The sequence below is a fragment of the Actinoplanes sp. NPDC000266 genome (assembly GCF_042899005.1).
GTDB lineage: Bacteria > Actinomycetota > Actinomycetes > Mycobacteriales > Micromonosporaceae > Actinoplanes.
This window is the reverse complement of the sequence record NZ_JBIAZI010000005.1, coordinates 163,642-189,587: the sequence shown is the minus strand read 5'-3', so window position 1 is coordinate 189,587 and position 25,946 is coordinate 163,642. Positions and strand designations below refer to the sequence as shown.

The window sequence follows — 25,946 nt, the reverse complement described above, 5'->3', positions numbered from 1 at the left end:
GCGACGTAGCATGGCAGTCATGTCCGCTCCCGCCTCCACCATCGAGGACGCGATTCAGGCCGCTCTGGCCACGGTCGACGACCCCGAGATCCGACGCCCGATCACCGAACTCGGCATGGTCAAGGGCTTCACTGTCGCCGACGGCTCGGTCCGGGTCGAGTTGCTGCTCACCGTGGCCGGCTGCCCGCTGCGCGACAAGCTGAACAACGACATCACGGCCGCCCTGACCAAGATTCCCGGCATCTCCTCGGTGAGCATCGACTTCGGTGTGATGACCGAGGAGCAGCGCAAGGCGTTGCAGAGCACGCTGCGCGGTGGTTCCGCTGGAGCGGAACCGGTCATTCCCTTTGCCCAGCCCGGCTCTCGCACGAGGGTGTACGCCGTAGCGAGCGGCAAGGGCGGCGTGGGCAAGTCCAGCGTCACCGTCAACCTGGCCGCGGCCCTGGCCAAGCGGGGCCTGTCGGTGGGTGTGATCGACGCCGACATCTACGGCCACTCGGTGCCCCGCATGCTGGGCGTCGAGGCCCGGCCGACCCGGGTCGAAGAGATGATCATGCCGCCGCAGTCGCACGGCGTGAAGGTGATCTCGATCGGCATGTTCACCGCGGGCAACGCGGCCGTGGTGTGGCGGGGCCCGATGCTGCACCGCGCGCTCCAGCAGTTCCTGGCCGACGTCTACTGGGGCGACCTCGACGTGCTGCTGCTCGACCTGCCGCCGGGCACCGGCGACGTGGCGATCTCGCTGGCCCAGCTCCTGCCCAACGCCGAGATCCTGATCGTCACCACCCCGCAGACCGCGGCCGCCGAGGTGGCCGAGCGGGCCGGGGCGATCGCGCTGCAGACCCACCAGCGGGTCATCGGCGTCGTCGAGAACATGTCCTGGCTGGAGCTGCCGGACGGCTCGCGCATGGAGGTCTTCGGCGCGGGCGGCGGGCAGACCGTGGCCGACTCGCTGACCACCACGATCGGCGCCTCGGTGCCGCTGCTCGGTCAGGTGCCCCTGGACACCCGGGTCCGCGAGGCGGGTGACGCCGGCGACCCGATCGTGCTGGCCGCTCCGGACGCGCCGGCGGCCAAGGCCCTCGACGCCGTAGCCGCCAAGCTGGCCGTCCGCCGCGACTCGCTGATCGGCAAGCCTTTGGGCCTCTCGGTCACGACCAAGAGGGCTTAAGTAGCGTCCAGATCCAAGGTTCGCGCCTTCGGTGCCACCGCTGTCGACGGTGGGGCCGAGGGCGCTTTCTTGATGTCGGCGGCGTCGGCGACCTCGGACAGGCCGGTCTTCACGCCGTTCAGATCGGACTTCACGTCCTCGAGGAGGCCCTGGAGCGGCTTGCGGAGCGCCGCCTCCTCGTCCTCGCTGATCAGGTGTTTGCGGATGAACGCCTTGGGGTGAAGGTCCTGCAGCTGCAGGTCGGTGCCGAGCTCGCGGTTGAGGTCGCTCGTCGCGTTCTGCGCCATGGCGCGCAGGCCACGCAGCATGCGCATGCCGTCGCTGATCACCTTCGGCAGCCGCTCACCGAAGATCAGCAGCGCCAGCAGCAGCAGCGCGCCGATCTCCCACCAGTTCAGGTTTTCGAACATGAGGGCTGCCTCCCTTGTCTCCGCGACCAGCCTACGCACGGAACCTGTCAGGTGGCAGTCCCGAAGTGGTTCAGTTGGAGTCCGCGACCAATGTCACCGACGCCGTCTGGGTCTTGGTGCCGCGACGGTACTCCACGGAGACGGTCGAGTCCGGAGCGTACTTGCGCACCAGGGCGATCAGATCGGTGCCGTCCTCGACCGCGTGCCCGTCGATCTTGATGACCACGTCGCCGGCCTTGAGGCCCGCGGTGGCGGCCGGGCCCGAGGGCTCGACCGAGCGCAGCCGGGCCCCGGTCGCGCTGGTGCCGCCGGTGGCGACCTCGGCCCCGATCACCGTGCGCCGGGCCTTGCCGGTGTCGATGATGTCGCCGGCCACCCGGCGGGCCTGGTTGATCGGGATGGCGAAGGCCAGGCCGATGTTGCCGGCCTCGGTGTCGGTGCCGCCGACCGAGCGGATCACCGAGTTGACCCCGACCACCTGGCCGGCCGCGTTCACCAGCGGGCCGCCCGAGTTGCCCTGGTTGACCGCGGCGTCGGTCTGGATGGCCGCGTAGTAGCGGGTCGTGCCGCCCGACTCGCCGCCGGCCTCGATGGTGCGGTCGAGGGCGCTGACGATGCCGGCGGTGACCGTGTTGACCAGCGCCAGCGGTGAGCCGAAGGCGAGCACCGGGTCGCCCACCGCGATCGAGTCGGAGTTGCCGATGGCGACCGGCGTCAGATTCGACTTGGCGACCTTGATCACGGCGATGTCGGACTCGGGGTCGCGGCCGACCACCTTGGCGCTCGCCGTGGAGCCGTCGCTGAACGCGACCGACATGGTGTCGTCGTCGGCGCCCTCGACCACGTGGTCGTTGGTGATCACGTAGCCGTCCTTGGACACCACGAAGCCGGAGCCGATGGCGCCGGTCACCCGGACCGTCACCACGCTGGGCAGCACTTTCTTGGCCACGCCGGCCTGCGAGTCGGGGGCCCGGTTGGCCGCGGCCGGCGCGTCCTCGGCCGGCGCTCCCAGGCTCGAGGCGGCGCCTCCGCCGACCCCGCCGCGCACGGCGAAGACGTAGCCCAGGGTGCCGCCCAGGCCACCCGCCAGCAGCGCGGTGACCAGGCAGATCAAGAGAATTGGGGTGTACGAACGGCGCGGCGCGTCCGGGTCGGCGACCGGCTCCGGCTGTGGGCCGGGGGCCTGCGGGCCGCTCTGCACGACGACGGCGGCCGGAGCGTACGGGTCACGCCAGGGGTCGGCCATCGACCCGGACCACAGCGCGTCGGACGGCCAGGGCGTGGGTGGTTGACCATTGGCAGGCGGCGGAGTGGGACGCGCGTTCCAACCGTCGGTCACGTCGGTGCCTCCACTCATGTTCCGCCCGGCTCCCCCTCCAGAATGACACGGATCCCTCGTGCTGCCTCTCCCCGGCCCTTTTATCCCATCGACGCCTAGGTGCGTGCTAGAGGAGCATCGCTTTACTCTTTATGCGCATCCTCAGCCGCTCCCGGAGGTTCGTCATCGTCCCGTCAGCCCGCTCGATCGGTCCCCAGCCGGCCACCAACGGTTCCCAGTTCGCCGAGGCATACGCGGACGAGGACATCGTGCTGCAGACCGCGCGCAGCCTCGCCCACGAGGTCGGCCTGTTCAGCGTCACCCCGGCCGCCGGGTCCGTGCTGCGCCTGCTGGCCGCCGCGGGCAGCGCCAAGGCGGTGGTCGAGATCGGCACCGGTACGGGGGTGAGCGGTGTCTGGCTGCTGCGGGGCATGCGGCCGGACGGGGTGCTCACGACCATCGACGTCGAGAACGAGCACCAGCGGATCGCCCGGCGGATCTTCGCCGAGGCCGGGTTCGCGCCGTCGCGCACCCGGATCATCACGGGGCGGGCGCTCGACGTGCTGCCCCGGCTCGCCGACGGCGCGTACGACCTGGTCTTCGTCGACGCCGACCCGACCGAGTTCGGCGCCTGCGCCGACGAGGCGCTGCGGCTGCTGCGCCCGGGCGGCGCGCTCGTGATCAACGGCGTGCTGGCCGGCGGTCGCATCTCCGACCCGTCGGCCCGCGACGTCGAGACGCTGACCATCCGCGAGACGGTCCGCGCGGTGCGCGAGTCCGAGGAGTGGATCCCCGCGGTGATCTCGTCGGGCGGCGGTCTACTGACCGCCGTCAAGCGCTGAGAGATAGCGCAGCAGGGTCCGGGCGCCCCAGCCGGTGGCGCCGCGCGCCGTCTCGAGCTCCTGGGTGTCGCTCCAGGCGGGCGCGGCCATGTCGATGTGGGCCCAGCGGTCCGCGTACGGCCCGAGGAAATCGCGCAGGAACAGGGCGGCCACCACCGCGCCGGGCGAGCTCATGGGTGAGCTGTGCCGGTCGGCCACGTCGCTGCGGAGCAGGTCGCGGTAATCGGCCGGCAGTGGCATACGCCACATCTTCTCCCCGGCCCGCTCGCCGGCCGCCCGCAGGGCGTCGGCCAGCTCGTCGTTGTCGGTGAAGAGGGCGGAGATCTCCGGGCCCAGCGCCACCTTCTGCGAGCCGGTCAGCGTGGCCAGGTCGACGATCACGTCGGGGTCGAGGCCCTCGACCGCGTAGCCGAGCGCGTCGGCCAGCACCAGGCGGCCCTCGGCGTCGGAGTTGGTGGTCTCGGTGGTGGTGCCGTCGTACTGGGTGATCACGTCGCCCGGGCGGAACGCGGAGCCGCTCATGGCGTTCTCGGCCAGCGGCATGAGCGCGGTGATCCGCACCCGCAGGCCGAGGTCGGCCGCGCCCAGCGTGGCCGCGGCCACCGCGGCCGCGCCGGCCATGTCGTTCTTCATCCGCTTCATGCCCTCGCGGGTCTTGACCGAGAGGCCGCCGCTGTCGAACGTGATGCCCTTGCCGACCAGCACCACGTGGGTGGCCGCGCCGGGCGGCTGCCAGGTCATCTCGACCATGCAGGGACGCCACTTCGAGCCGCCGCCCACGGCGCGCAGGCCGCCGAAGCGCTCCAGGCCGGCGCCGGCGTGGACGCGGACCGCGATGCCGGGCCGACGTGCCGACGCGCCGGACATCTCCTCGGCGAACCAGTCCGGGATCTTCAGGTTCGGTGGTGTGTTGGTGAGGTCGCGCGCGAACCAGGTGGCGCGGGCCGCTATCCGCGCCCGGGCCAGGCTACGGGCGTACACCTCAGGCCTGGTCGTGACCAGATCGACCGGAGCCGTGCGTGGCTCCTGGAGCGCGTCGCGGTAGCGGTAGCCGCCGAGCCAGAGGCCCTCGGCCAGGTCGCGGACATCGGTTTCCTCGCCCTCCTGGCCCAGCAGGATCTGGAGCGGCTCGCCGGTCTCGCGCGCGATGGCCGCGCCGGCGGCTCGCCAGCCGGAGGTCGCGTCGACCAGCAGGACTTTCGCCGGGCGGCTCAGCGGCCGGCGCAGAACGATCACAGGATCGGGGTGGTCACCCAGAGCGGCGATCTCGTCACCGAGGGCGCCGTCGACGTGCGACAGTGGACCCAGCGAGCCGATCGGCACCACGCGGGTCAGGCCGTCGTCGAGGTGGTCGGTCAGCCGGATCGGAAACACGGGAGCATGACCTTTCTCGAAGACGTGGAAAGCCCGCCGGTACGGGCGGTACCGTACCGGCGGGCTCGCGTGAAACGTCAGCCGGCGATCGACTTCAACGCGTCACCCAGCGCGCTGGCCTCGTCCGGAGTCATCTCAACGACGAGACGGCCACCACCTTCCAGCGGGACACGCATGACGATGCCCCGACCCTCCTTGGTGACCTCCAGCGGACCATCGCCCGTCCGCGGCTTCATCGCCGCCATCTTGTCTCCCCTCAGACCCACATCAGGGTGTCGGTGGGTTGCCCCACAGCCACTTGTCAACGGTCACGTGCTCAGCCCCACGTGACGTGGTACCTCGTATCCGACCGGCGGCCGAGGGGCCTTTGCGCGTCATCACGCAGAGCGGCCCACCGTGCCGATCAAACATTTTCCCTGATGAACACCGGCGAACCCAAACCCAGCCCGGGCGGATGTGACAGCGTCTAGCATATCGCCTTTCGGGCTGTCACAATGTGCGGTCATGCAGGCGCGGTCCGCACTCTTCGACCTGTACGGCGACTATCTCCGCCCGCGAGGCGGGCGCGCACCCGTCGCGGCCCTGGTCAAGCTGCTCGCGCCACTCGGCATCGCTCCTCCCGCTGTGCGCACCGCGGTGTCCCGCATGGTGCGCCAAGGCTGGTTGCACCCTATGCGATTGGTCTCCGGGCCGGGATATCTGCTGACCCCGAAAGCCGCCCGCCGTCTCGACGAGGCGGCGGCGCGAATCTACCGGACCGGACGCGTGAGCTGGGACGGCAAGTTCGACCTGATCCTGCTGCACGGCCCGCTGGCCCGGCGCGACGCGGCCCGGCTGACCTTCCTCGGCTACGGATCGCTGGGCGAGCACGCGTGGGTCGCGCCCCGGGCCACCGAGGAGGTGGACACGGTGCTGACCGACGCCGCCGTGCCGTACGAGCGGTTCAGCGCCGCCCACGCGGCCGGCTCACCGGGCGCGGCCGAGGTGGTCGGCAAGGCCTGGAACCTGCCCGAGCTGGCCCGCTCCTACGAGGAATTCGTGTCCGACCTGAGACCCGTCGTGACCACGGTGAACGCCCGCAGCAGCGACGAGGAGGCGTACGCGGCCCGGTTCCGCCTGGTCCACTCGTGGCGATCGTTCCTGTTCCGTGACCCGCACCTGCCGACGTCGCTGTTGCCGCCGCGCTGGCCGGGGACGAGCGCGGCCGGTTTCTTCGACCGCCACGCGGCCCGGCTGCGGCCCGCGGCCGACCGATATGTGGAGCGCTGCCTGCAGTCCGCGACTCGCAGTCGTGTGGGATTCTCAGACTCATGACAGACTCCCTGCTCGTCGACCGCACCGACGCTGTCGTCACCCTCACGCTCAACCGGCCGTCGGCGATGAACGCGCTCGACATCGACCTCAAGGAAGCGCTGCGCGACACGCTGGCCTCCCTGGAGTCCGACAAGTCCTGCCGGGCGATCGTGCTGGCCGGAGCCGGCAACGCCTTCTGCGTGGGCCAGGACCTGCGCGAGCACGCCGAGCAGCTCGAGTCGGGCCGCACCGACCTGGACACGGTGCGGGTGCACTACAACCCGATCGCCCAGCGGCTGGCCAGCATGCCCAAGCCGGTGGTGGCGGCGGTGCGCGGCATGGCGGCCGGTGCGGGCGCCTCGCTGGCCCTGCTGGCCGACTTCCGCGTCGGCGGGCCCAAGACGGGCTTCCTGATGGCCTTCGCCAACGTGGGCCTGGCCGGCGACAGCGGGGTCTCGTGGTCGCTGCCGCGGATCGTGGGGCACGCGCGGGCGCTGGAACTGCTGCTGCTGGCCGAGCCGGTCCGGGCCGAGGCGGCGTACCAGATGGGCCTGCTCTCGCGGTTGACCGAGGATGACGAGCAGGTGCTGCCGGTGGCCCAGGAGCTGGCGGCCCGGCTGGCGGCGGGCCCGACGGTGGCCTACGGGGCGATCAAGCGGGAGCTGTCCATCGGCGACGCCGGCACGCTGTCGGACGCGCTGGCGGCCGAGGCGCAGGCCCAGGCCATCTGCGGGGCGACGGCCGACCACAAGAACGCGGTGGACGCCTTCGTGGCCAAGCAGAAGCCGGTCTTCGAAGGCCGCTGATATGACGGTTTTGGGATCGTCACATTTATAAGGCTCGATGCATAGGCTCCTCCCGACGCGTCCTACCGGGCGCGCGTACCCCCGTGGGAGGGCCGAAATGGTCAAGTGGCGGAACTTCTTCGGCGTGGCGATGGCCGCGCTGACCATGGCGGCGGGCGGCGCGATCGCGTCCCCGGCCGCCGCGGCGTCGGTCGACCCGACGCCGTCCGTCGTCGGCGGCACGCGCGCCGCTCAGGGCGAGTTCCCGTTCATGGTGCGGCTGTCGATGGGCTGCGGCGGCGCCCTCTACAGCCCGACGCTGGTCCTCACCGCGGCCCACTGCGTGAGCGCCACCGGCACGAACACGTCGATCACGGCCACCCTCGGCGTGGTCGACCTGAACTCCACCAGCAAGATCACGCGCAAGTCGAACTACGTCCTCCGCGCGCCCGGCTACAACGGCTCCGGCAAGGACTGGGCGCTGATCCGCCTGGCCAGCCCGGTCACCGGCCTGGCCACACTGCCGATCGCCACGACCACGGCGTACGACTCGGGCACGTTCACGATCTCCGGCTGGGGAGCGGCCCGCGAGGGCGGCGCGCAGCAGCGCTACCTGCTCAAGGCCACGGTCCCGTTCGTGAGCGACGCGACCTGCAACTCGTCGTCGATGTACGGCGGCGAGGTCATCGCGAGCAACGAGATCTGCGCCGGCTACACGGCGGGCGGCGTCGACACCTGCCAGGGCGACTCGGGCGGCCCGATGTTCCGCCGCGACGCGGCGAACGCCTGGATCCAGGTCGGCATCGTGAGCTGGGGTGACGGGTGCGCCCGCCCGAACAAGCCGGGCGTCTACACGCAGGTCAGCTACTTCGCGTCAGCCATCCGCTCCGCCGCCACGTCACTGGGCGGCTGAAGTCTGCTGGGCCCTGGGGCTGGGCTGGAAGCGCTCAGCCCCAGGGTCGAGCGAAGGAGGACCAGGCGGCGGCGCCGCCCCGCAAGGTGCGGGATCAGTCGTCTTCGTCTTCTTCTTCGGGGTCCTGGTTTGCTTCGGCGCCCAGGACGAAGGCCTGCATGGCCAGCTCGTCGCCGGAAGGCCACACATAAGTCGGGAGTTCGGCGGGGCCCAGCTCCAGCACGTGGGACCAGAACTGGCGTACGGCCTCGGCTGGAGTCGTTGCCTCGATGGGGAGGGCGACGCTGACCAGCCAGGTCGGGCGGTTCGGGGTCGTGGGCTCGGCGCCCAGGGCCGTCGCGAAGCGGCGGAACGTCTCGGTGTCGACCGGGACCACGTCGCCGTCGGTCAGGCCGGTGGCGGGGACCGGGTTGTCGAAGGAGCGCCGCAGGTAGGTGAGCACCAGCTCGTCGCCGTTGGTCTTGGCGGCGCGGGCCAGGGCCACCACGGTGCCGTCGGCGACCAGTAACACCTCGTCGTCCGGCGCCACCGAAGACGCGCCCGCCGACACCGTGACGGTGTCGTGGTGGAACAACCTCTCGTCGGCCCACCTGTCCGCCGGAATGATCACCGCCCACTGACCCATGGGCTCCATCCCATCATGCGCGGGGGTGGGCCTTGAGCGGTGGGACCCAACAACCCGCCACATGGTCGTCGACCATGCCCGTGGCCTGCATCAACGCGTACGCCGTGGTGGGACCCACGAAGCGGAAGCCGCGCTTTTTCAGATCTTTGGCCATGGCCGTGGACGCCGGGGTGATGGCCGGGACGTCGGCCCGGGTCTTGGGGCGGGCCGGGCGCGGGTCGGGGGCGAACGACCAGAGCAGCTCGGTGAGCCCGCCCGGCAGGTCGGCGGCGGCGCGGGCGTTGGCGATCGCGGCCTCGATCTTCATCCGGTTGCGGACGATGCCGGTGTCGGTCATCAGGCGGGCCGCGTCGGCGTCGGAGAACGTGGCCACTTTTTCGATCTTGAAGCCGGCGAAGGCGGCCCGGAACGCCGGGCGCTTGCGCAGGATGGTGATCCAGGAGAGGCCGGACTGGAACGCCTCCAGGCACAGCCGCTCGTAGAGCGCGTCGTCGCCGCGGACCGGCCTGCCCCACTCGTCGTCGTGATAGGCCGCGTAGTCGGGGCTGGAGCCGCCCCAGAAGCAGCGGGCACGCCCGTCGAGGCCGATCACGAGCCCGGCGTCATCTGTCATGGCGACCACCGTAGAGCCGCCGTACGACAAAACCTGCTAGGGCAGCCGGCCCTGCTCGACCAGGCGGCCGAACTTCTTCAGGGCGCCGGTGAAGCTCAGCTTGGAGCCGGGCCAGAGCACCGGCCACGCGATCTTGCCGACCGGGCCGGCCGGCAAGTGGAACCACTCGTGCAGGACGACCTGGGTGCGGTCGCCGGACATGGCCGTGCAGCGCATCGATCCGGGTCCGCGGAGGAAGCGGCCGCAGTGCACGACGCGTACCTCATAAGGGGCGTTGACCTTGACCACGCGCAGCTCGTCGCGGAGCGCGGCCGGGCCGATGGCGGTGATCGCCTCGACCAGGCTGCCCTCGCCGCCGTCGCCCTCGACCACGCGAACCTTGGTGAACGGGATCCACTCGGACTGTTTTTCCCAGCTCAGGAACGCGGCGAAGACCCGCGGGGCGGGCGCGTCGACGATGACCGTGGCCGTGACCTCGCCGGTGCCGGGCTTGGCGGCGTCGCCCAGGCCGGGGTCGGTCGCGCTCACTGCTTGGCCACCGGCTCGTCGGCCGGCACGGTGGTGATCTCGATGACCGGCTCGGGAGCGGACTCGGCCGAGGGCACGGGCGCGGGCGCCGGTGCGGGCGGGGGCGTGACGGGCGCTATGGCCGCCTCGCGGGCGCGGCGGAGCACGTCGGCGTCGGCCACGCGGCCCTCGCGTAGCGCGGTCACCTCGGCCTCGAGCACGCCGATGAGTTCGCCCTTGTAGCCGATGTCGTACGCCGCGCGCTGGAGCGCCTGGTCGACCTGGGCCATGCGGTAGCCGCGCCAGGCGACGTCGAACTTGGTGTGGGTCACGTCCTCCTCGCCGAGGGGACGGTCGCTGGGCAGCGGCACGGCCCGGCCGTCGGGCTCGACCGGCGTCAGCGCGCTGTCGTTGCCACCGATCATCACGGTCACGCCGAACACGATCGCGGCCACGACCAACGCCACGACGATGAAGAGGAGAAGCTGGCCCATGCGCAAGATGTTGGCACGCCGCGCTGTGCGTGGCGAGCCCGCCACCCCGACCGGTACGCGGGTGTGATCTCAGGTCCAGGTGAGGATCTTTTTGCGCCAGGCGTAAAGGATGCCCAGGGCCAGCACCGCCACGAACACTCCCATCTCGGTCACGGTGGTCAGGCCGAAACCCGGCAGGTCGAACACGACCGCCCACGGGAAGAGAAAAACGGCCTCAACGGCGAAAAGCACATAGAGGTACGCGTAGACGTAGTACCGGATCTGCGCCTGCGCCCAGTCGCCGCCGACCGGGTCGATGCCGCTCTCGTACGAGACGTATTTGCCGGCCGGCTGGGCCGGGTCGGCCGGGCGGAGCAGCTTGTTGGCCGCGAAGGCGCCGACGAAGACCAGCACGCCGGCGGCGGCCACCAGCCCGAGCGTGGCGTACGACCCGAGATAACCGTCCACGACCTCGGAGCCTAGCCGAACCCATTAGGTGGCACTCGGCCGCCGGATAGTGGACTCTTCTGGTTCATGCAAGCCTCACCTGGCTACTGTGGTCAACGGCTCACGCCCGGTGAGTAAGGAGCGCCGACGTAGTCTGGAAGTGACTAGTTCTGCGGGCCGGCTCATAGATGACCATCCCCGGCCGGCCGGCAACCTTTGGAGGTTGGGAACGTGTCCGCTGGAGCGAAACGGGTCGAACAACTGGACCGGGTGGTCATCCGGTTCGCGGGCGACTCGGGCGACGGCATGCAGCTGACCGGTGACCGATTCACATCCGAGACGGCCCAGCTGGGCAACGACATATCGACGCTGCCCAACTTCCCGGCCGAGATCCGCGCCCCCGCAGGCACCTTGCCGGGCGTGTCGAGCTTCCAGGTGCACTTCGCCGACTACGACATCCTCACGCCCGGCGACGCGCCGAACGTGCTGGTCGCCATGAACCCGGCCGCCCTCAAGGCCAACCTGGCCGATCTGCCGGCCGGCGCCGACATCATCGTCAACACCGACGAGTTCACCAAGCGCAGCCTGGCCAAGGTCGGGTGGGCGGCCAGCCCGCTCGAGGACGGCTCGCTGGGCGAATACGCGGTCCATCCGGTCGCCCTGACCTCGATGACCGTGGGCGCGCTGGCCGATCACGGCATCTCGAAGAAGGACGCCGAGCGGGCCAAGAACATGTTCGCGCTGGGCCTGCTCAGCTGGATGTACTCACGCCCGTTCGAGTCGACGATCCGGTTCCTGGAGCGCAAGTTCGCCAAGCGCCCCGAGCTGGTGGCGGCCAACAAGGCGGCCTTCCAGGCCGGCTGGAACTTCGGTGAGACCACCGAGGACTTCGCGGTGCGCTACGAGGTCAAGCCGGCCAAGATGCGCCCGGGCACCTATCGCAACATCACCGGCAACCAGGCGCTGGCCCTCGGCCTGGTGGCCTCGGCCGTCCGGTCCAAGCTGCCGCTGTTCCTGGGCGCCTATCCGATCACCCCGGCCTCCGACATCCTGCACGAGCTGTCGAAGCACAAGAAGTTCGGCATCACGACCATGCAGGCCGAGGACGAGATCGCCGCGATCGGGGCGGCGCTGGGCGCGTCGTACGGCGGCGCCCTCGGTGTGACGACCACGAGCGGGCCCGGTGTGGCGCTCAAGGGCGAGACGATCTCACTGGCCATCGCGCTGGAGCTGCCGCTGGTCATCGTCGACGTGCAGCGGGCCGGCCCGTCGACCGGCATGCCGACCAAGACCGAGCAGGCCGACCTCAACATGGCGCTGTTCGGGCGGCACGGCGAGGCGCCGCTCGCGGTGATCGCGCCGAAGTCCCCGTCGGACTGCTTCCACGCGGCGATCGAGGCGGCTCGCATCGCGCTGACGTACCGGACGCCGGTCATCCTGCTCTCGGACAACTACGTGGCGAACGGCTCCGAGCCGTGGCTGCTGCCGTCGGCGAGCGAGCTGCCCGACCTGTCGGTGGAGTTCGCGACGGCGCCGAACGCCGAGGACGGGCGCTTCCTGCCGTACCTCAGAGATCCTCAGACCCTGGCCCGTCCCTGGGCCATCCCGGGCACGCCGGGGCTGCAGCACCGCATCGGCGGTCTGGAAAAGGCCGACAAGACCGGCGACATCTCGTACGACCCGGCGAACCACGAATTCATGGTGCGCACCCGGGCCGCGCGGATCGAGGCCATCGAGGTGCCCGACGTCGAGGTCGAGGACGCCGACGAGGCGGCGCGTGTGCTGGTGCTGGGCTGGGGTTCGACGTACGGGCCGATCGGCGCCGCCTGCCGTGCCCTGCGCCAGCGGGGGCTGCCGATCGCCCAGGCGCACCTGCGGCATCTGTCACCGTTGCCGCCCAACCTCGGTGAGGTGCTCAGGGCGTACGACAAGGTCGTGGTCCCGGAGATGAACCTCGGGCAGCTGGCCCAGGTGATCCGGGCGCGTTATCTCGTCGACGTTCTGCCCTTCAACCAGGTCAGCGGTCTGCCGTTCACGGCCGCGACGCTGGAGAACATGCTGGAGGACGTGGTCAAGAATGGTTGATCTGAAGCTCACGGCCAAGGACTTCAAATCCGATCAGGAGGTCCGCTGGTGCCCGGGCTGCGGTGACTACGCGATCCTGGCCGCGGTGCAGGGATTCATGCCCGAGCTCGGCATCCCGCGGGAGAACATCGTCTTCGTCTCCGGCATCGGCTGCTCGTCGCGTTTCCCGTACTACATGAACACGTACGGCATGCACTCGATCCACGGCCGGGCGCCGGCGATCGCCACCGGCCTGTCGGCGTCGCGGCCCGACCTGTCGGTCTGGGTGGTCACCGGTGACGGCGACGCGCTCTCGATCGGCGGCAACCACCTGATCCACGCGCTGCGCCGGAACGTGAACCTGAAGATCCTGCTGTTCAACAACCGGATCTACGGGCTGACCAAGGGGCAGTACTCGCCGACGTCCGAGCTCGGCAAGATCACCAAGTCGACGCCGGCGGGCTCGGCCGACTCGCCGTTCAACCCGCTGTCGCTGGCCCTGGGCGCCGAGGCGACGTTCGTGGCCCGCACGATCGACTCCGATCGCAAGCACCTCCAGTCGGTGCTGCGGGCGGCGGCCGACCATCAGGGCTCGGCGTTCGTCGAGATCTATCAGAACTGCAACATCTTCAACGACGGCGCGTTTGAGCTGATCAAGGACGCGAGCAGCCGGGACGACCACCTGATCCGGCTCGAGCACGGGCAGCCGGTCACCTTCGGGGCCGACAACCAGTTCTCGGTGACCCATCCGGCCGGCGGCTTCGGGCTCAAGGTGCAGGAGGGTGGCGAGGCCATCGTCCACGACACCTCGGTGGACGACCCGGCGTACGCCTTCGCCCTGTCCCGCCTCTCCGGATCCGACCTGGGCACGACACCGATCGGGGTGTTCCGTGACGTGCAGCGGCCCACCTACGACGAGCTGATCGCCAAGCAGCTGAACGACGCCCGCACCGACGGCTCGCCCGATCAGATGCTCGACGACCTGCTCAACGCCGCCGACACCTGGACCATCCTCTAGACCGCGACGTCGACACTGGCTTCGTCGTCCCTTATGTAGACGAGCATGTCGCCGGTGTCGATGCTCAAGGCCTGCTCACCGCCGAGCGGCAGCACCTTGCCGCGGCGGATCAGGGCGACCACCAGCGTGCGCAGCTCGCGCGGGTTGCGGCCGACCTCGGCCCGCTCGGCGCTGCGCATCGCCAGCGCCATGCCCTGACCGGGGGTGAGCAGGTCTTCCACCACGTCGATCAGCGGCGGCGCGGTGGTCGTGAGGCCGAGCAGGCGGCCGGCGGTGGCCGACGAGACGATCACGTGGTGGGCGCCGCTCTGCTTGAGCAACGCCGAGTTCTCCTGCTCGCGGACGGCGGCGATGATCCGCACCTGCCCGGCGGTCAGCTGCCGTACGGTCAAAGTGATGAGAACCGAGGCCTCGTCGCTGTCGGTGGCGATGATGACGGCCTTGCAGTTCTTGACGTCGGCCTCGAGCAGCACGGCCGAGCGGGTGGCGTTGCCCTCGATGGTGGCGAGCCCGTTGGCGGCGGCCTGGCGTACGCCGTCGGGCCTGTTCTCGACCACGACGATGCGGGACTTGTCGTAGCCCGTCTCCACCAGGGCCGCGACGGCGGCCCGGCCCTTGGTGCCGTACCCGCAGATGACGATGTGGTCCTTCAACTTTCGCCTCCACCGGCTGACGCGCAGGCTGTTGCGGTATTGATCGGTGAGCACCTCGAGGGTGGTGCCGACCAGGATGATCAGGAAGAGCACGCGGGCCGGGGTGATGATCAGGATGTTGACCAGGCGGGCGTGCGGGGTGACCGGCGTGATGTCGCCGTATCCGGTCGTCGAGAGCGACACGACCGCGTAGTAGAAGCAGTCGAGAAGGGTGAGGCCGTCCTCGTTGACGTCCCGATAGCCGCTGCGACCGGCGTAGATGACCACGACAGTGGAGACGACGAGCGCGACCGCCAGCGCAAGCCGGACGCCGAGCGCCCGAAGGGGCCCCTGACGGACCCGAGGTAAATGGATCATGTGACTCCCCGCACGTCACACACCATAGTCATTGGCGCCCGGGAAGGTTCGAATCGGCAGGATCCGAAAATGCGCAGGTGCGTCGTTGTATCCACGACTGACGATTGAACAGCCTGAGCCATGACGCGACGCATAGTGGTAGTCCTCGCCCTCGTGGCCGCCGTGCTGTTCCCCGCGCTGCCCGCCTCGGCCACCGTCGACCGGCTTTCCGTCCTCGCTTCCTGGACCCAGCCGACCGCGGCCAGTACGGCCGCCTGGAACAGCGCCCGGCTCGACCGGGAGAAGTGGGCGGCGTACGGCTTCGACTGGACCACCGACTACTGCTCGGCCAGCCCGGAACGGCCGCTCGGCTTCGACTTCACCAACGCCTGCGTGCACCACGACTTCGGCTATCGCAACTACAAGGACGAGGGCCTGTTCGACCAGAACAAGGACCGGGTGGACGACACCTTCTACGCCGACATGAAGCGCGTCTGCTCCGAGTACCGCTCGGTGGCCCGCTCGGCCTGCTACAGCGTGGCGTGGATCTACTACCAGGCCGTGCACGTCTTCGGTTCGCTGGCCAAGGTCCGCGGCGCCGATCTGGACCGGGCGTCCCGGATCATGCGCTGACGCTTCAGGCGCTCGCCTGGGCGAACCTCGTCGCGCCGTCCTCCAGGTCCGGGTGTTCGACGGCCAGGGCCATCGCGACGATCCGGTCAAAACCCAGACCGACCCCTTCGGCGTACGCGGCGTCGAAGGCGGCATCCCCCAGCGCGCTCCGCAGGGACAACTGCCGCGCCGACCAGAACCGCCCGAACATCTCGGTGCGGCGGGCGCCCTTGGCCGCCTCGGCCCCGCCGAACAGCACGGCGGCCGAGGTGGGATCGCCGCCGAGCGAGCAGCGCACGGCGATGGCGGCGACCGCGTCGGCGGCGGCGCCCCGGAAGCCGTGCCGCAGCCGGGAGCGGAGCGCGACCACCAGGTGATCGTGCGCGGCGACCAGGTCACCGCGGCGCAGCGCGACCATGCCGAGGAGCCAGTCCACGGTGCGCCGGCCCCGGTCCTCGGGGCGGCTCGCCTCCCACTGGCGGGCGCCGCCGAGCAGCTCGGACGCCTCGTTGAGCGCGTCACGGCGCCACAGCAGCTCGGCCAGGGCGATGACGGCGGGCATGGCGGCCTCGGCCACGCCCCGCCGCTCCGCGGTCGCGATCACGTCGCGGCACAGGCGCTCGGCGTCGTCGTACCGCCCGGCGTCGAGCAGCGTGGCCCGGTGACCGGCCATGGCCCGTACGAGAAGAGCCGGATCGTCCTGGGCCAGAGCCTCGGCCCGTTCGAGGAAGCGGGTCCGCTCGGCCTTGTCGGCGGCCAGGCCGGCGTGCACCAGATAGGCGTCGGCGACGACGGCGGGCTCGACGTCGGCCCCGTCGAGCCGCCGATAGAGCCGGAACAGCAGGTCACGCCCCTCACCAGCGCCGCCGTGCTCACGCCACCACGGGTCGAGGGCGATGGCCAGGCGCAGTCCCGACCGCACGCTGCCGTGGGTGGCGGCCCAGCGCAGGGCGGCCTGCCACTCGGCGACATAGGGCGCGAAGGCGGTCAGGCTCACCGTCCGGGGCTGCCCGTCGGTGTCCACGGCGACGCTGTCCAGCATGTGCAGCGACCAGGCGGTGTGCCGGTCGCGAGCCTCCCGCTCATCACCGCCGGCCACGAGCCGGCGAGAGGCGAAGGCACGGACCTGCCCGGAAAGCCGGTAGCGGGGCCCGGGAACGACATCGACGAGGGAGTGGTCGGCAAGCTCGCCGAGCGCGCCGAGGGCATCGACACCGCACCACTCGACGATCCCGAGATCGACGGAGTCGGCGAAGACGGCCAGCCGGCGGAGCAGACCCTGGGCCTGACCGGTGAGCCGCCGGTACGACCAGTCCAGGTTGGCCTCGAGACTGTCGTGCCGATCCTCGATCCCGGCCACCGGGTCGAGCGCGGCCAGCGGATCATCGAGCCGGGAGGCGAGCTGCGAGGCCGAGAGCAGCCGCAGCCGAGCCGCCGCCAGCTCGATCATCAACGGTGAGCCCTCCATCCGGGCCGCCACCTTCGCGAGATCGACGCCGTCCTCCCCGCCCCGAGCGGCCGCAGTCCTCTCACTGAGCAGCGCGAACACATCGGCCGGCGACATCGGCGGAATCCGCCACACGAACTCGCCGGGCACACCGACCGGCGCCCGCCCGGTGACCAGCACGCTGACACCAGGGCAACGGGCGAGCAGCCGCCGGATGAGCGCCGAGGGCTTGGCGGCCTCGGCGGTCTGAAGCACGAGAAGCATCCGCCGCTCGGCGCAATGCTCGAGCAGCGAGTCGAGAATCGGCCGCCCGGGCTCGCTGCGCACGCCGAGAACATCGGCGAGGCCTTCCGCGGCGCCGGCGGCATCGACGGTCCAGACCCCTTGGGGGTACGTCTGAAGCACCTGAGCCGCCACGGCAAGCGACAGCCGGGTCTTGCCGGCGCCGCCGCTCCCCGTGATGGTGACGACGCGGTGGCGGCCTACGAGTTCGGCCACCTCGGCCACCTCGGCGCGCCGCCCGACGAAAGGGCTGAGCTCGGCGGGGAGATTGTGGACGGGCGCTTTCTGGGTGCGAGGCGGTGGGAAGTCCCCGTCCAGGCCCGGGGCCAGGACCTGAAGGAGCCGGTCCGAGTCGTCGAAGCCTCTCAGCCGATGCTCGCCTAGATCGAGCAGCTCGATCTCGCGGAGGGCTTCTCCTAGGCGTCTCGCGCTTTCTTCCCTGCCTTCGCTTTCCCCGTGCCCTTTGATCGTCTCGGGCGCCGGCGTTCGGATGCCGATGTCGGCCGGGATCCTGGACGGGCCGGCGGGAGCCGCCGCCAGGATAGGTGCCGTATAGGCGTTCGTTACCGATATTTCGGATGTGAGCCGAACGGCCCGGGCGGTGGCGCCGGAGCACAGAATCTGGCCCCCGTGGGCCGCGGCCGAGACGCGGGCAGCCCGATGGACCTCGATGCTGGCGTACTCACCCCCGCGCTCCCCACAGGTCGGCCGAGCCCATCCCGTGTGCATGCCCATCCGCACCCGCGGTGCGACTTCCGAACTGAGCCAGTCGTGTGCGGACAGTCGCCGCTGCGCTTCCACACACGCCGCCACCGCCGCCGCCGCGTCCTGGAAGACGACAAAAAAAGAGTCACCCTCAGTGAAAAGCTCAACACCATCGAAGTCACGCAGAGCAGCGCGCATCACTGTGCGGTGATCATTGAGAACCGCGCCGTAGTCGTCGCCGAGCATCCGGGCCAATCGCGTCGAGCCCTCGATATCGGTGAACACAAAGGTCACCAGCCCACTCGGCAGCTCGGTTCGTCCCGACACGGTGGAACCTCCGCCCCCTTCGGCAAGTCGCGATCTCATGCTGCCGTATCACAGCGTCACCGGCCATCGTAGAAACGGACGGTAACCATCCGCCCGCTGCGGCCGACCCCGGACGGAGGACACCCGCAGGGGTCATCGACGTTTCCACACGGCACTACGCGTGACGTAACGAAATGGATCGAGCCAAGACACGCCGCTCTCGGCCAGTTCCGCCCACCCGTTCGGCCGCCCCCGCAAGAGTCACTTTGTGCGACACCCCCGACACGCCCCTCACGCTGCCCGCCAACCACCCCGAGACCGCGTTTCCCCAGCTAACAGCCCCTGCGACGACCAGTCACACCATTTCCCGCCCACGGTCACCCGCCAGAGAAGGTCAAGTTCGTGGAATTGGCCACAATCAAGCGTCCGACCAGGCCATATGCCCAGATGGCGTCCGGCCGAGCCGATCGAGTGTTACGACCTTAAAGGACCATTCATAGCGAAATGCCGACCACCGGAACCGGACGACCATCGAGGCGCACCGCTCACGATCAGCTGACGCGGCGCCATCCCCGAAGGGGCCGCGCGAGTCGAAGTCAACGCGGATTGGAGTCCAGCGCGGGTGGGGAGCCGACCCGAGTGGGGAGCCGACCCGAGTGGGGAGCCGACCCGAGTGGGATCGACACGACGCAGCAGCGGGTCGCATCCCGACCGGGTCAGCGCCAGACCAGACCAACGCCAGACCGCGTCACGAGCGCAACGAGGACCGGCGCGAGGTGGAGGCGGGTCAGTCAGCACAGGCCACGGCCAGTGGACAGCGAAGTCAGCGCGCAACGGGCCAGGGCGAGGCGAAGAGCCGCACAGAACAGGGTTAGCTCAACCAGCAGGGTCGGCGCGCGGGCGATCGCATGCAGCAGAGCGGGCACTGCGGTCATCCCAGGCAGCAGATGGGGCACTGCGGTCGACGCGGGCAGCACAGCCAGGGCGGCGGCCGCAATAGGGAGGCGCCGCGGGACGAAGAGCACCACGAGGCAGGGACGAGGCGGCCGAGACAAGCGTCAGCGAGAGGGTCTGTGCGAGTCCTGGGCGCGAGGTCGGACGGCACGCAGTTCGCCGGCGCCGGGCCGGACGGCGTCGTTGGCTGGTCGGTCGGGTCGGCGTGGGGTGGCCGTCAGGTGGGCCTGCCGGGTCAGCAGCCGCAGGCGCCTCCGCAACAGCCGCCACCGCCGCCGGCTGCGGGTCGTGGGGCGGAGGTGCTGCTCGTGCGGCCGGTGACGGCGACCGTGGACAGGAGTTTGACCGTGTCGGTGTGGCCCTGGGGGCAGCTCGTGGGCTCGGAGGCTTCGCGCATGGGGCGGTTGACCTCGAAGGTGTCGCCGCAGGCGCGGCAGCGGAAATCGTAACGGGGCATGGGAGAAGAGTAGGGCCTCCGACCGACAGGAATTCACCCTGTGGACAGGCGGGTGTGGGTTATCCACAGGCTTCGAATCGGGCTCTCGCGGCCATGCTTCGGTTGGGTAGTGTCGTCCGCGTGGTGAAGCGGCAGAAGGACCAGGTGACCGAGCCCGAGCTGCGCGCCTCGGCGCCGCATCAGGGTGGGCCGCTGGCCAGTTCCGGCGCGGCCCCCGAGGGGGCGCCCACGAGCGACGCCACACCGAAGAGCGAGCCGGCCGACAAGGGCGGCCCCGCGGACAGAACGAACGATGGAAGCGCTACAGCCGTCACCTCGGCGGGGAGCACGACCCCTCCCCCGCCTGGAGGCACGACGCCGACGATTGGCGCGGGCCCGTCGATCGGCGCGGCACCGTCGGTCACCACGGCCGCGGCTCCGACCGACCCGCCCGCCGGTGAAGCCGGAGGGGCGAACCCGGCGTCATATGCCGCCCAGCCTTCCGACGTGACCAGTAAGGAAGGCGCGGACGTCGCCGGAGCCGCTTCCGCGGGCACCTCCGGCACGAAGACGGGCCAGGCCGCGAGCTCGAGCGCTGCCGAGAGTCCGAGCAAGCCGGAAGCCGCTCCCAAGGGCGACAGCGGCGACAAACCCGCCAGCGTGACCAAGGCTGGCGCCTCCGCGGCGGCCGACACTGCGGGCAAGAGCGACGGCACGAACAAAGCCGACGCCACGAGTAAGAGCGCGGGCAAGGGCGACGGCGCGGGCAAAGCGGAGAGCGCAGGCGCAACAGAGGGCGCGGGGAAGAGCGACAGCGCAGGGAAGGGCGACGCCCCAGCGAAGGGGGACGGCGCGGGTGGGGCGGCGGCTTCTGGTGCCGGCGGCAAAGGCGCCGAAGGGGCGCGTTCGGGGAGTCACGCCAAGAAGCGGAGTGGCGGGCTTCGGCAAGCGGCCCCTGTTCGGCTTGTGGGGCGGGCCGGGCGCAACACCGCCGCCTGGGCCAAGCGGCCCAGTGGGCGGCTTGTCGTGCCGGCGGTTGTGGCCGTTCTGCTTCTCGGGGCGGCGGGAACCGCGGGGGCCTATCTGGTGCCCGAGGCCTTGAAGGCCGCCCCCAACCCCAGCGCGACGCCCGGCTTCCCCCTCGAAGCGGGTGGTGGAGCCGTGCCTTCGGCAGCCGTTCCGGGTGGGCTTCCGGTGGGCAGTGCGCCCGTGGGGAGCGCGCCGGCCGCGGTGCCCAGCGGGGTTCCGGGGGCCGGCCTGCCCACCGTGGGGACTTCGGCGACCGCCGCGCCCACCGTGGCGACCCAGACCGGCGGGCGGCCCGCCGATGCTCTCGCTGGGTGGGCGGGGCAGGTGGGCACCAAGGTCGGCATTCCCGTGGTGGCGGTGCAGGCCTATGCGTACACCGAACTCGTGTTGGCCAAGACCATGCCGAACTGTCATCTCAGCTGGACCACCATCGCCGCCATCGCCAAGGTGGAGTCCGATCACGGCAGTGCCAACCGGTCCGTGCTGGGGGCCGACGGGGTGGTTCAGCCGGGGATCTTCGGGTTGCCGCTCGACGGGAAGGGTGGGCGGCAGCTCATCCCCGACTCGGATCGGGGCGCCCTCGACAACGACACCACCTACGACCGGGCCGTCGGGCCTCTCCAGTTCATTCCGGCGACCTGGAACCAGTTCAAGGTGGACGCCGACAACAACGGGGTGGCCGACCCCAACGACATCGACGATGCGTCACTGACCGCGGGCACCTACCTGTGCCAGGGCGGGCGTGATCTGGCCCGGGCCGATGCCTGGTGGGATGCGATTTTCTCCTACAACGCCGTTCGGCCGTACGCGCAGAAGGTCTTCGAGGCGGCCAACGACTACGGGCAGCGCAGTCGCGGTTGAGGCCAAATGTTGCACGCACGGTGACGATACCTACACATTTACGGTCCCAGACCTTCCCAGAAGGCACCGTTACCGGCAAGCTGTACGGGTGAGGGTGCGTGAGTGGGATCCCCGGACCGCCTCGGCGGCGGAGATCCGGTCGCTCGTGGAGACAGTGAACGCGGTGCTTGCCACCGACCTTCCCGACGACCCGCCGTGGCAGGACGTTCAGGTCCGTGACTACCTCGCCGAGACCATGCCCGGTGAGCGGCGGATCAGCTGGGTCGCCGAGGACGATCGGTTACCCGAGGGTGAGAGCGAGATCTTCGCGCACGTCAGCATGCTGCTGCTGGGCGACATCGGCGTCCTCGAGATCATGGTGCATCCCCGGCTGCGGCGCCGCGGGCTCGGGCGGCAACTCGTCGCCGTCGCGGCCCGGCGGGCCTATCTCGAAGGCTTCTCCACCATCGGCGTCGAAGCCATCGGCGGGACGCCGGCCATCGCCTTCTACGAGTCGCTCGGATTCGAGCGGGAGTATGTCGAAACGCGCAGCGTGCTCACCCTGTCCGGGGTGGACTGGCCGGCCCTCGACGCCATGGCCACCGCCATCGGCAGCGGCTACCGGGTCGAATATCACCCGGGCGGGCCGCCCGACCACCTGCTCGAGGCGTACGCGCAAGCCAAGCTCGAAGCGCAGGACGACGACGACGATCTCGACCTCGCTCCCCGCTCCTCCGATCCGCAACGGCTGCGCGACTCCCTCGAAACGCTGCACAAGCGCGGCCTCAAGCCGTACATCGTGCTCGCCATCCACGAGTCCACCGGTGTCGTCGCCGGCCTCACCGAAGTCGTCGTCCCCGCGCAACACCCGGAACGCGCCGACCAGTACGACACCATCGTCGTGCGTGACCACCGTGGCTACGGCATCGACCGGGCACTCAAGGCGCGCATGCTCTTCGAGCTTCGCCGGGCCGAGCCCGACCTGCGCGAGGTGCAGACCTGGAACGCGCAGCACAGCGAGTCCATGCTCAAGGTGAACGCCGAGCTGGGCTATCTGCCCGATCGCGACTGGTTTGAGTACGGCGCCGACGTGTCACAACTCGTACAAAGCCTCGAACCCATCGACTAGGTTCGACCTCTGCTCTACTGTCGGGCGTATGGTCCGTCGTGGAGGGACTCACCTGCTGGGCGCGCTCTTCACGGCGCCGATCCTCGCCCTCGGCGTGCTCCTGCCCGGGGTGGCGCACGCGGCCGACCCGCCGCTGACGGTGGGTGCGGTGCAAGGCGTCAACGCCCGATCGCCGTACGCCCCGGCCAGCGGCAACGGCTCCAGCAGCGCCAAATATCAGGTGCGCGGCGTTGTCGCCCAGCTCGCCCTCTCGCACACCGACGCCGGCGTCGAGCAGTACGGCTTCTTCCTGCAAAGCCGCAAAACCGACACGGACGGCGATCCGGCCAGCTCCGACGGCGTCTTCGTCTACATGGGCTCGTTCACCACGCTCATCGGCGGATACGCCCCCAAGGTCGGCGACGAGATCGTCGTCAACGCCCGCGTCGCCGAATACTTCAACCTCACCGAGCTGACCAGCGCCGAATGGGTCACCACCCTGGCCACCGGCCTCGACGTGGCCACCGAGATCCAGATCGACGACGCTGTCCCGCCGGCCGGCGACAGCCCCTTCTGGGAGCAGCACGAGGGCGCCCAGCTGCGGGTCCGGAAAGGTTCCGCCGCCGTCTCCAACACCAAGACGTACGCGTCCACCGACGACGCCGAGACGTGGCTCATCGATCGTGATGACGCGCTTCTGGACCGCGACGACCCGTACAGCCGAAGGGTTTTCCGCGACGCGCATCCCCTGGATGACCTGCCGGGCACGGTCGACAACGGCAACCGCAACCGGATCATGCTGGGCCCGATGGGTGTCAAGGCGGCCGCCGGCGACAGCGGCGTCGTGCTGCCCGCCGCCCGCACCTTCGACCGGGTGCGGGACGACGCGGTCGGCGGCGTCTACTACGCGTTCGGCAAATACGGCATTCAGGTCGGCGCCATCGCGTACGACCGTGGGCCCGACCCGGCGCGGAACAACCCGCCCGCTCGCGGCGGCCACCATCTGGCGATCTCCACGTTCAACCTGGAGAACCTCTACGACTTCCGCGACGACCCCACCGACGGCTGCGACTTCGCCGGCAACACCGGCTGCCCGGGCGTCCGGCCGCCCTTCGACTACGTGCCGGCCGGCCAGGCCGCGTACGACGAGCGGTTGGCCCGAATAGCCGGCCAGATCAGGAACGACCTGCACCGCCCCGACCTGCTGCTCGTGCAGGAGGCCGAGGACCAGGACATCTGCCGGGTCGCTGGCGGCAAGCTGACCTGCGACGCCGCCGACGGCAAACCGGACACGTTGCAGGAGCTGGCCCTGAAGATCGGCAAGGAGTACGACGCGGCCTTCGACCGCAGCGGGGCCGACGCGCGCGGCATCGTCTCCGGATTCCTCTACCGTACGGATCGGCTGCGGCTCGCCACTCCCCGCGCCACCGATCCCGTGCTCGGTCTGATGCCGCAGGTCACCTATCGGGGCGCTCCTCTGCCGAGCAACGCCGAGGTCTCGAACCCGAAGACGCTCAACGCCGTGCTCCCGGCCGACGTCGACGTGTCGACCGGCGTCGACGGCGCCAACGTCTACACCCGCGCCCCTCAGGTCGCGCGCTTCGAGGTCACCACGGCCCCGGGCGGCAGCCTCTGGGCCATCAGCAACCACTTCTCGTCCGGTCCGGACACCCGGGTGGGTCAACGGCGGGAACAGGCGGCGTACGGGGCGGCGATCGTCGACGCCATCGAGGCGGCCGATCCGCATGCCCGCGTCATCCTGGGCGGCGACCTGAACGTCTTCCCCCGGCCCGACGACCCGGTTCCGGCCGCACCGGGCGACCAACTGGGCCCGCTGTACGACACCGGGCTGCACAACCTGTGGGACGACCTGGTGGCCAAGACGCCCGCCGCCGCTTACTCGTACGTCTTCGAGGGCCAGGCTCAGACGCTCGACCAGCTTTTCGTCAACGACGGCTTTTACCGCGACCTGGTCGACATGCGGGCGGCCCACATCAACGCCGACTTCACCGACGGCACCAGCGACCACGATCCACAGGTCGCCCGGTTCCAGTCCCGGGCCGGCATCTCCGTCGGCGACGCCCGGGTGGTCGAGGGCAACACGGGCAAGGTGGCGCTGGTCTTCCCGGTGACCGTGACCCGGCCGCTGAGCCGGGCCGTCACGGTCTGCGCGACCACCGTGCCGGGCGAGACGACGCTGCCCCTGGCCGACTTCGACCCGTACCTGGGCTGCCGGTCGATCCCGGCCGGCGCGGTCACCGTCGACTTCGGAGTGCAGGTGCGCGGTGACCGGCTGCGCGAGTCGGACGAGACGCTCACACTGGAGATCGTCGCCCTCGACGCCGTCCGCCTGATCGACGGAAGCGGCGAGGGGACGATCGTCAACGACGACTAGTCAGCGGAGTTTCTGAGCGACCTCGGTCGCCCAGTAGGTGAGGGTGATCTGCGCGCCGGCCCGCTTGATCGAGGTCAGCGACTCGAGGATCACGCGCTCGCGGTCGATCCAGCCGTTGCGGGCGGCCGCCTCGACCATCGCGTATTCGCCGGAGACCTGGTAGGCCGCGACCGGGACGGTGACCCGCTCGCGGATCGCGGCGATCACGTCGAGGTAGGGCAGGCCGGGCTTCACCATGACGATGTCGGCGCCCTCGGCGATGTCGAGGTCGACCTCGCGCAGGGCCTCACGCAGGTTCGGCGGGTCCTGCTGGTACTGCCGGCGGTCGCCCTGCAGCGTCGACTCCACGGCCTCGCGGAACGGGCCGTAGAAGGCGCCCGCGTACTTCGCCGAGTAGGCCAGGATCGAGACGTCCTGATAGCCCGCTTTGTCGAGCGCTGAGCGAATGACCCCGATCTGACCGTCCATCATGCCGGACGGCCCGACCATGTGCACACCGGCGGAGGCCTGGGCCACCGCCATCTGGGCGTACAACGGCAGCGTCGCGTCGTTGTCCACGGAACCGTCGGCGGCCAGGACCCCGCAGTGCCCGTGCGAGGTGAACTCGTCCAGGCACAGGTCACCCATGACGACCGTGGAGTCGCCGACCTCGGAGATCAGGTCGCGGATGCCGACATTGAGGATGCCGTCCGGGTCGAGGCCGGCCGAGCCGGTCTCGTCCTTGTGCTCGTTGGTCGGCACGCCGAACAGCATGAGGCCGCCGACGCCCGCGCTGACCGCCTCGTGGGCGGCCTTGCGCAGCGACTCCCGCGAGTGCTGCATGACGCCCGGCAGCGAGCTGATCTCGCGCGGCTCGGTCAGCCCCTCCTTCAGGAAGAGGGGCAGGACCAGCTCGGCCGGCGAGAGCCGGACCTCTTCGACGAGGCGCCGCATGGCCGGCGAGCGGCGCAGGCGGCGGGGACGAACCTCCGGGTACGACATGACAACCCC

The 25,946-nt window shown here is 70.4% G+C and carries 22 protein-coding genes and 2 pseudogenes; 11 read left to right on the top strand and 13 right to left on the bottom strand.

All coding sequences use genetic code 11. The features are described 5' to 3' along the window. Positions 1-19 precede the first annotated feature (19 nt). Positions 20-1,171, top strand: a complete 1,152-nt coding sequence (locus tag ACFY36_RS21405; RefSeq protein WP_499747725.1) for an Mrp/NBP35 family ATP-binding protein — start codon at positions 20-22, stop codon at positions 1,169-1,171. On the opposite strand, the gene ACFY36_RS21400 is transcribed toward ACFY36_RS21405, so the two are convergent. Next, entirely contained in the window at positions 1,168-1,581 is a 414-nt protein-coding gene (locus tag ACFY36_RS21400) for a twin-arginine translocase TatA/TatE family subunit (RefSeq protein ID WP_499747724.1), read from the bottom strand. The two genes, ACFY36_RS21405 and ACFY36_RS21400, sit on opposite strands and share 4 nt — an antisense overlap. 70 nt (positions 1,582-1,651) lie before the next feature. Next, a complete protein-coding gene (locus ACFY36_RS21395) occupies positions 1,652-2,920 on the bottom strand; it encodes a S1C family serine protease (RefSeq protein WP_499748193.1) in 1,269 nt (422 codons plus the stop codon). A 248-nt stretch (positions 2,921-3,168) separates the two neighbouring features. Between ACFY36_RS21395 and ACFY36_RS21390 the strand changes: the two genes are divergently transcribed. Then, entirely contained in the window at positions 3,169-3,741 is a 573-nt protein-coding gene (locus ACFY36_RS21390; protein ID WP_499748192.1) for an O-methyltransferase, read from the top strand. Here ACFY36_RS21390 and ACFY36_RS21385 read toward each other — a convergent pair. Both ACFY36_RS21385 and ACFY36_RS21380 read right to left on the bottom strand, forming a co-directional pair. After that, complete coding sequence (locus ACFY36_RS21385; RefSeq protein WP_499747723.1) at positions 3,718-5,115, bottom strand: leucyl aminopeptidase family protein; 1,398 nt, start codon at positions 5,113-5,115, stop codon at positions 3,718-3,720. The genes ACFY36_RS21390 and ACFY36_RS21385 overlap by 24 nt on opposite strands. A 77-nt stretch (positions 5,116-5,192) precedes the next feature. Then, positions 5,193-5,360, bottom strand: coding sequence for a DUF3117 domain-containing protein (locus ACFY36_RS21380; protein WP_014694782.1), 168 nt, complete (start codon positions 5,358-5,360; stop codon positions 5,193-5,195). A 259-nt stretch (positions 5,361-5,619) separates the two neighbouring features. Between ACFY36_RS21380 and ACFY36_RS21375 the strand changes: the two genes are divergently transcribed. The 3 genes from ACFY36_RS21375 to ACFY36_RS21365 all read left to right on the top strand — a co-directional run bounded on the left by ACFY36_RS21375 (position 5,620) and on the right by ACFY36_RS21365 (position 8,106). Next, positions 5,620-6,429 carry a PaaX family transcriptional regulator gene (locus ACFY36_RS21375; protein ID WP_499747722.1) on the top strand — a complete coding sequence of 270 codons (810 nt, stop codon included), beginning with the start codon at positions 5,620-5,622 and terminating at the stop codon, positions 6,427-6,429. Then, complete coding sequence (locus ACFY36_RS21370; protein WP_499747721.1) at positions 6,426-7,214, top strand: enoyl-CoA hydratase-related protein; 789 nt, start codon at positions 6,426-6,428, stop codon at positions 7,212-7,214. The genes ACFY36_RS21375 and ACFY36_RS21370 overlap by 4 nt, the downstream gene beginning before the upstream one ends. 97 nt (positions 7,215-7,311) lie before the next feature. Further along, complete coding sequence (locus ACFY36_RS21365; protein WP_499747720.1) at positions 7,312-8,106, top strand: S1 family peptidase; 795 nt, start codon at positions 7,312-7,314, stop codon at positions 8,104-8,106. Positions 8,107-8,200: 94 nt separating this feature from the next. Here ACFY36_RS21365 and ACFY36_RS21360 read toward each other — a convergent pair whose 3' ends face one another. The 5 genes and pseudogenes from ACFY36_RS21360 to ndhC form a co-directional block, all read right to left on the bottom strand. After that, a complete protein-coding gene (locus ACFY36_RS21360) occupies positions 8,201-8,731 on the bottom strand; it encodes a hypothetical protein (protein ID WP_499747719.1) in 531 nt (176 codons plus the stop codon). 13 nt (positions 8,732-8,744) lie between these two features. Continuing rightward, positions 8,745-9,344, bottom strand: coding sequence for a DNA-3-methyladenine glycosylase I (locus ACFY36_RS21355; protein ID WP_499747718.1), 600 nt, complete (start codon positions 9,342-9,344; stop codon positions 8,745-8,747). A gap of 36 nt (positions 9,345-9,380) precedes the next feature. Further along, a complete protein-coding gene (locus ACFY36_RS21350; RefSeq protein ID WP_499747717.1) occupies positions 9,381-9,872 on the bottom strand; it encodes an SRPBCC family protein in 492 nt (163 codons plus the stop codon). Positions 9,873-9,886: 14 nt separating this feature from the next. After that, a pseudogene (locus ACFY36_RS21345) lies at positions 9,887-10,345 on the bottom strand (DivIVA domain-containing protein); the annotation flags it as partial. A 69-nt stretch (positions 10,346-10,414) separates the two neighbouring features. Beyond that, on the bottom strand, positions 10,415-10,792 hold the full coding sequence (ndhC, locus tag ACFY36_RS21340) for an NADH-quinone oxidoreductase subunit A (protein ID WP_499747716.1): 378 nt from the start codon (positions 10,790-10,792) through the stop codon (positions 10,415-10,417). A 210-nt stretch (positions 10,793-11,002) separates the two neighbouring features. Between ndhC and ACFY36_RS21335 the strand changes: the two genes are divergently transcribed. Together ACFY36_RS21335 and ACFY36_RS21330 are read left to right on the top strand one after the other, a co-directional pair. After that, positions 11,003-12,856, top strand: a complete 1,854-nt coding sequence (locus ACFY36_RS21335; RefSeq protein WP_499747715.1) for a 2-oxoacid:acceptor oxidoreductase subunit alpha — start codon at positions 11,003-11,005, stop codon at positions 12,854-12,856. Continuing rightward, the gene (locus tag ACFY36_RS21330) at positions 12,849-13,853 is read left to right on the top strand and encodes a 2-oxoacid:ferredoxin oxidoreductase subunit beta (protein ID WP_499747714.1); all 1,005 of its coding nucleotides are present in this window, start codon (positions 12,849-12,851) and stop codon (positions 13,851-13,853) included. The genes ACFY36_RS21335 and ACFY36_RS21330 overlap by 8 nt, the downstream gene beginning before the upstream one ends. On the opposite strand, the gene ACFY36_RS21325 is transcribed toward ACFY36_RS21330, so the two are convergent. Beyond that, positions 13,850-14,863, bottom strand: a complete 1,014-nt coding sequence (locus ACFY36_RS21325) for a potassium channel family protein (protein ID WP_499747713.1) — start codon at positions 14,861-14,863, stop codon at positions 13,850-13,852. The genes ACFY36_RS21330 and ACFY36_RS21325 overlap by 4 nt on opposite strands. A gap of 120 nt (positions 14,864-14,983) precedes the next feature. On the opposite strand from ACFY36_RS21325, the gene ACFY36_RS21320 reads away from it, so the two are divergent. Continuing rightward, complete coding sequence (locus ACFY36_RS21320; RefSeq protein WP_499747712.1) at positions 14,984-15,475, top strand: phospholipase; 492 nt, start codon at positions 14,984-14,986, stop codon at positions 15,473-15,475. Between the two features lie 4 nt (positions 15,476-15,479). On the opposite strand, the gene ACFY36_RS21315 is transcribed toward ACFY36_RS21320, so the two are convergent. Together ACFY36_RS21315 and ACFY36_RS21310 are read right to left on the bottom strand one after the other, a co-directional pair. Beyond that, a complete protein-coding gene (locus ACFY36_RS21315) occupies positions 15,480-18,215 on the bottom strand; it encodes an adenylate/guanylate cyclase domain-containing protein (protein WP_499747711.1) in 2,736 nt (911 codons plus the stop codon). Positions 18,216-19,383: 1,168 nt separating this feature from the next. Beyond that, entirely contained in the window at positions 19,384-19,605 is a 222-nt protein-coding gene (locus ACFY36_RS21310; protein ID WP_499747710.1) for an FmdB family zinc ribbon protein, read from the bottom strand. A gap of 120 nt (positions 19,606-19,725) precedes the next feature. On the opposite strand from ACFY36_RS21310, the gene ACFY36_RS21305 reads away from it, so the two are divergent. The 3 genes and pseudogenes from ACFY36_RS21305 to ACFY36_RS21295 all read left to right on the top strand — a co-directional run. After that, the gene (locus ACFY36_RS21305) at positions 19,726-21,474 is read left to right on the top strand and encodes a lytic murein transglycosylase (protein ID WP_499747709.1); all 1,749 of its coding nucleotides are present in this window, start codon (positions 19,726-19,728) and stop codon (positions 21,472-21,474) included. An 88-nt stretch (positions 21,475-21,562) separates the two neighbouring features. Beyond that, positions 21,563-22,582 carry a GNAT family N-acetyltransferase gene (locus tag ACFY36_RS21300; RefSeq protein WP_499747708.1) on the top strand — a complete coding sequence of 340 codons (1,020 nt, stop codon included), beginning with the start codon at positions 21,563-21,565 and terminating at the stop codon, positions 22,580-22,582. 133 nt (positions 22,583-22,715) lie between these two features. Further along, a pseudogene (locus ACFY36_RS21295) lies at positions 22,716-24,956 on the top strand (lamin tail domain-containing protein); the annotation flags it as partial. Here the strand turns inward: ACFY36_RS21295 and hemB are convergent. Further along, complete coding sequence (hemB, locus tag ACFY36_RS21290) at positions 24,957-25,937, bottom strand: porphobilinogen synthase (RefSeq protein ID WP_499747707.1); 981 nt, start codon at positions 25,935-25,937, stop codon at positions 24,957-24,959. Between the last annotated feature and the right edge of the window lie 9 nt (positions 25,938-25,946).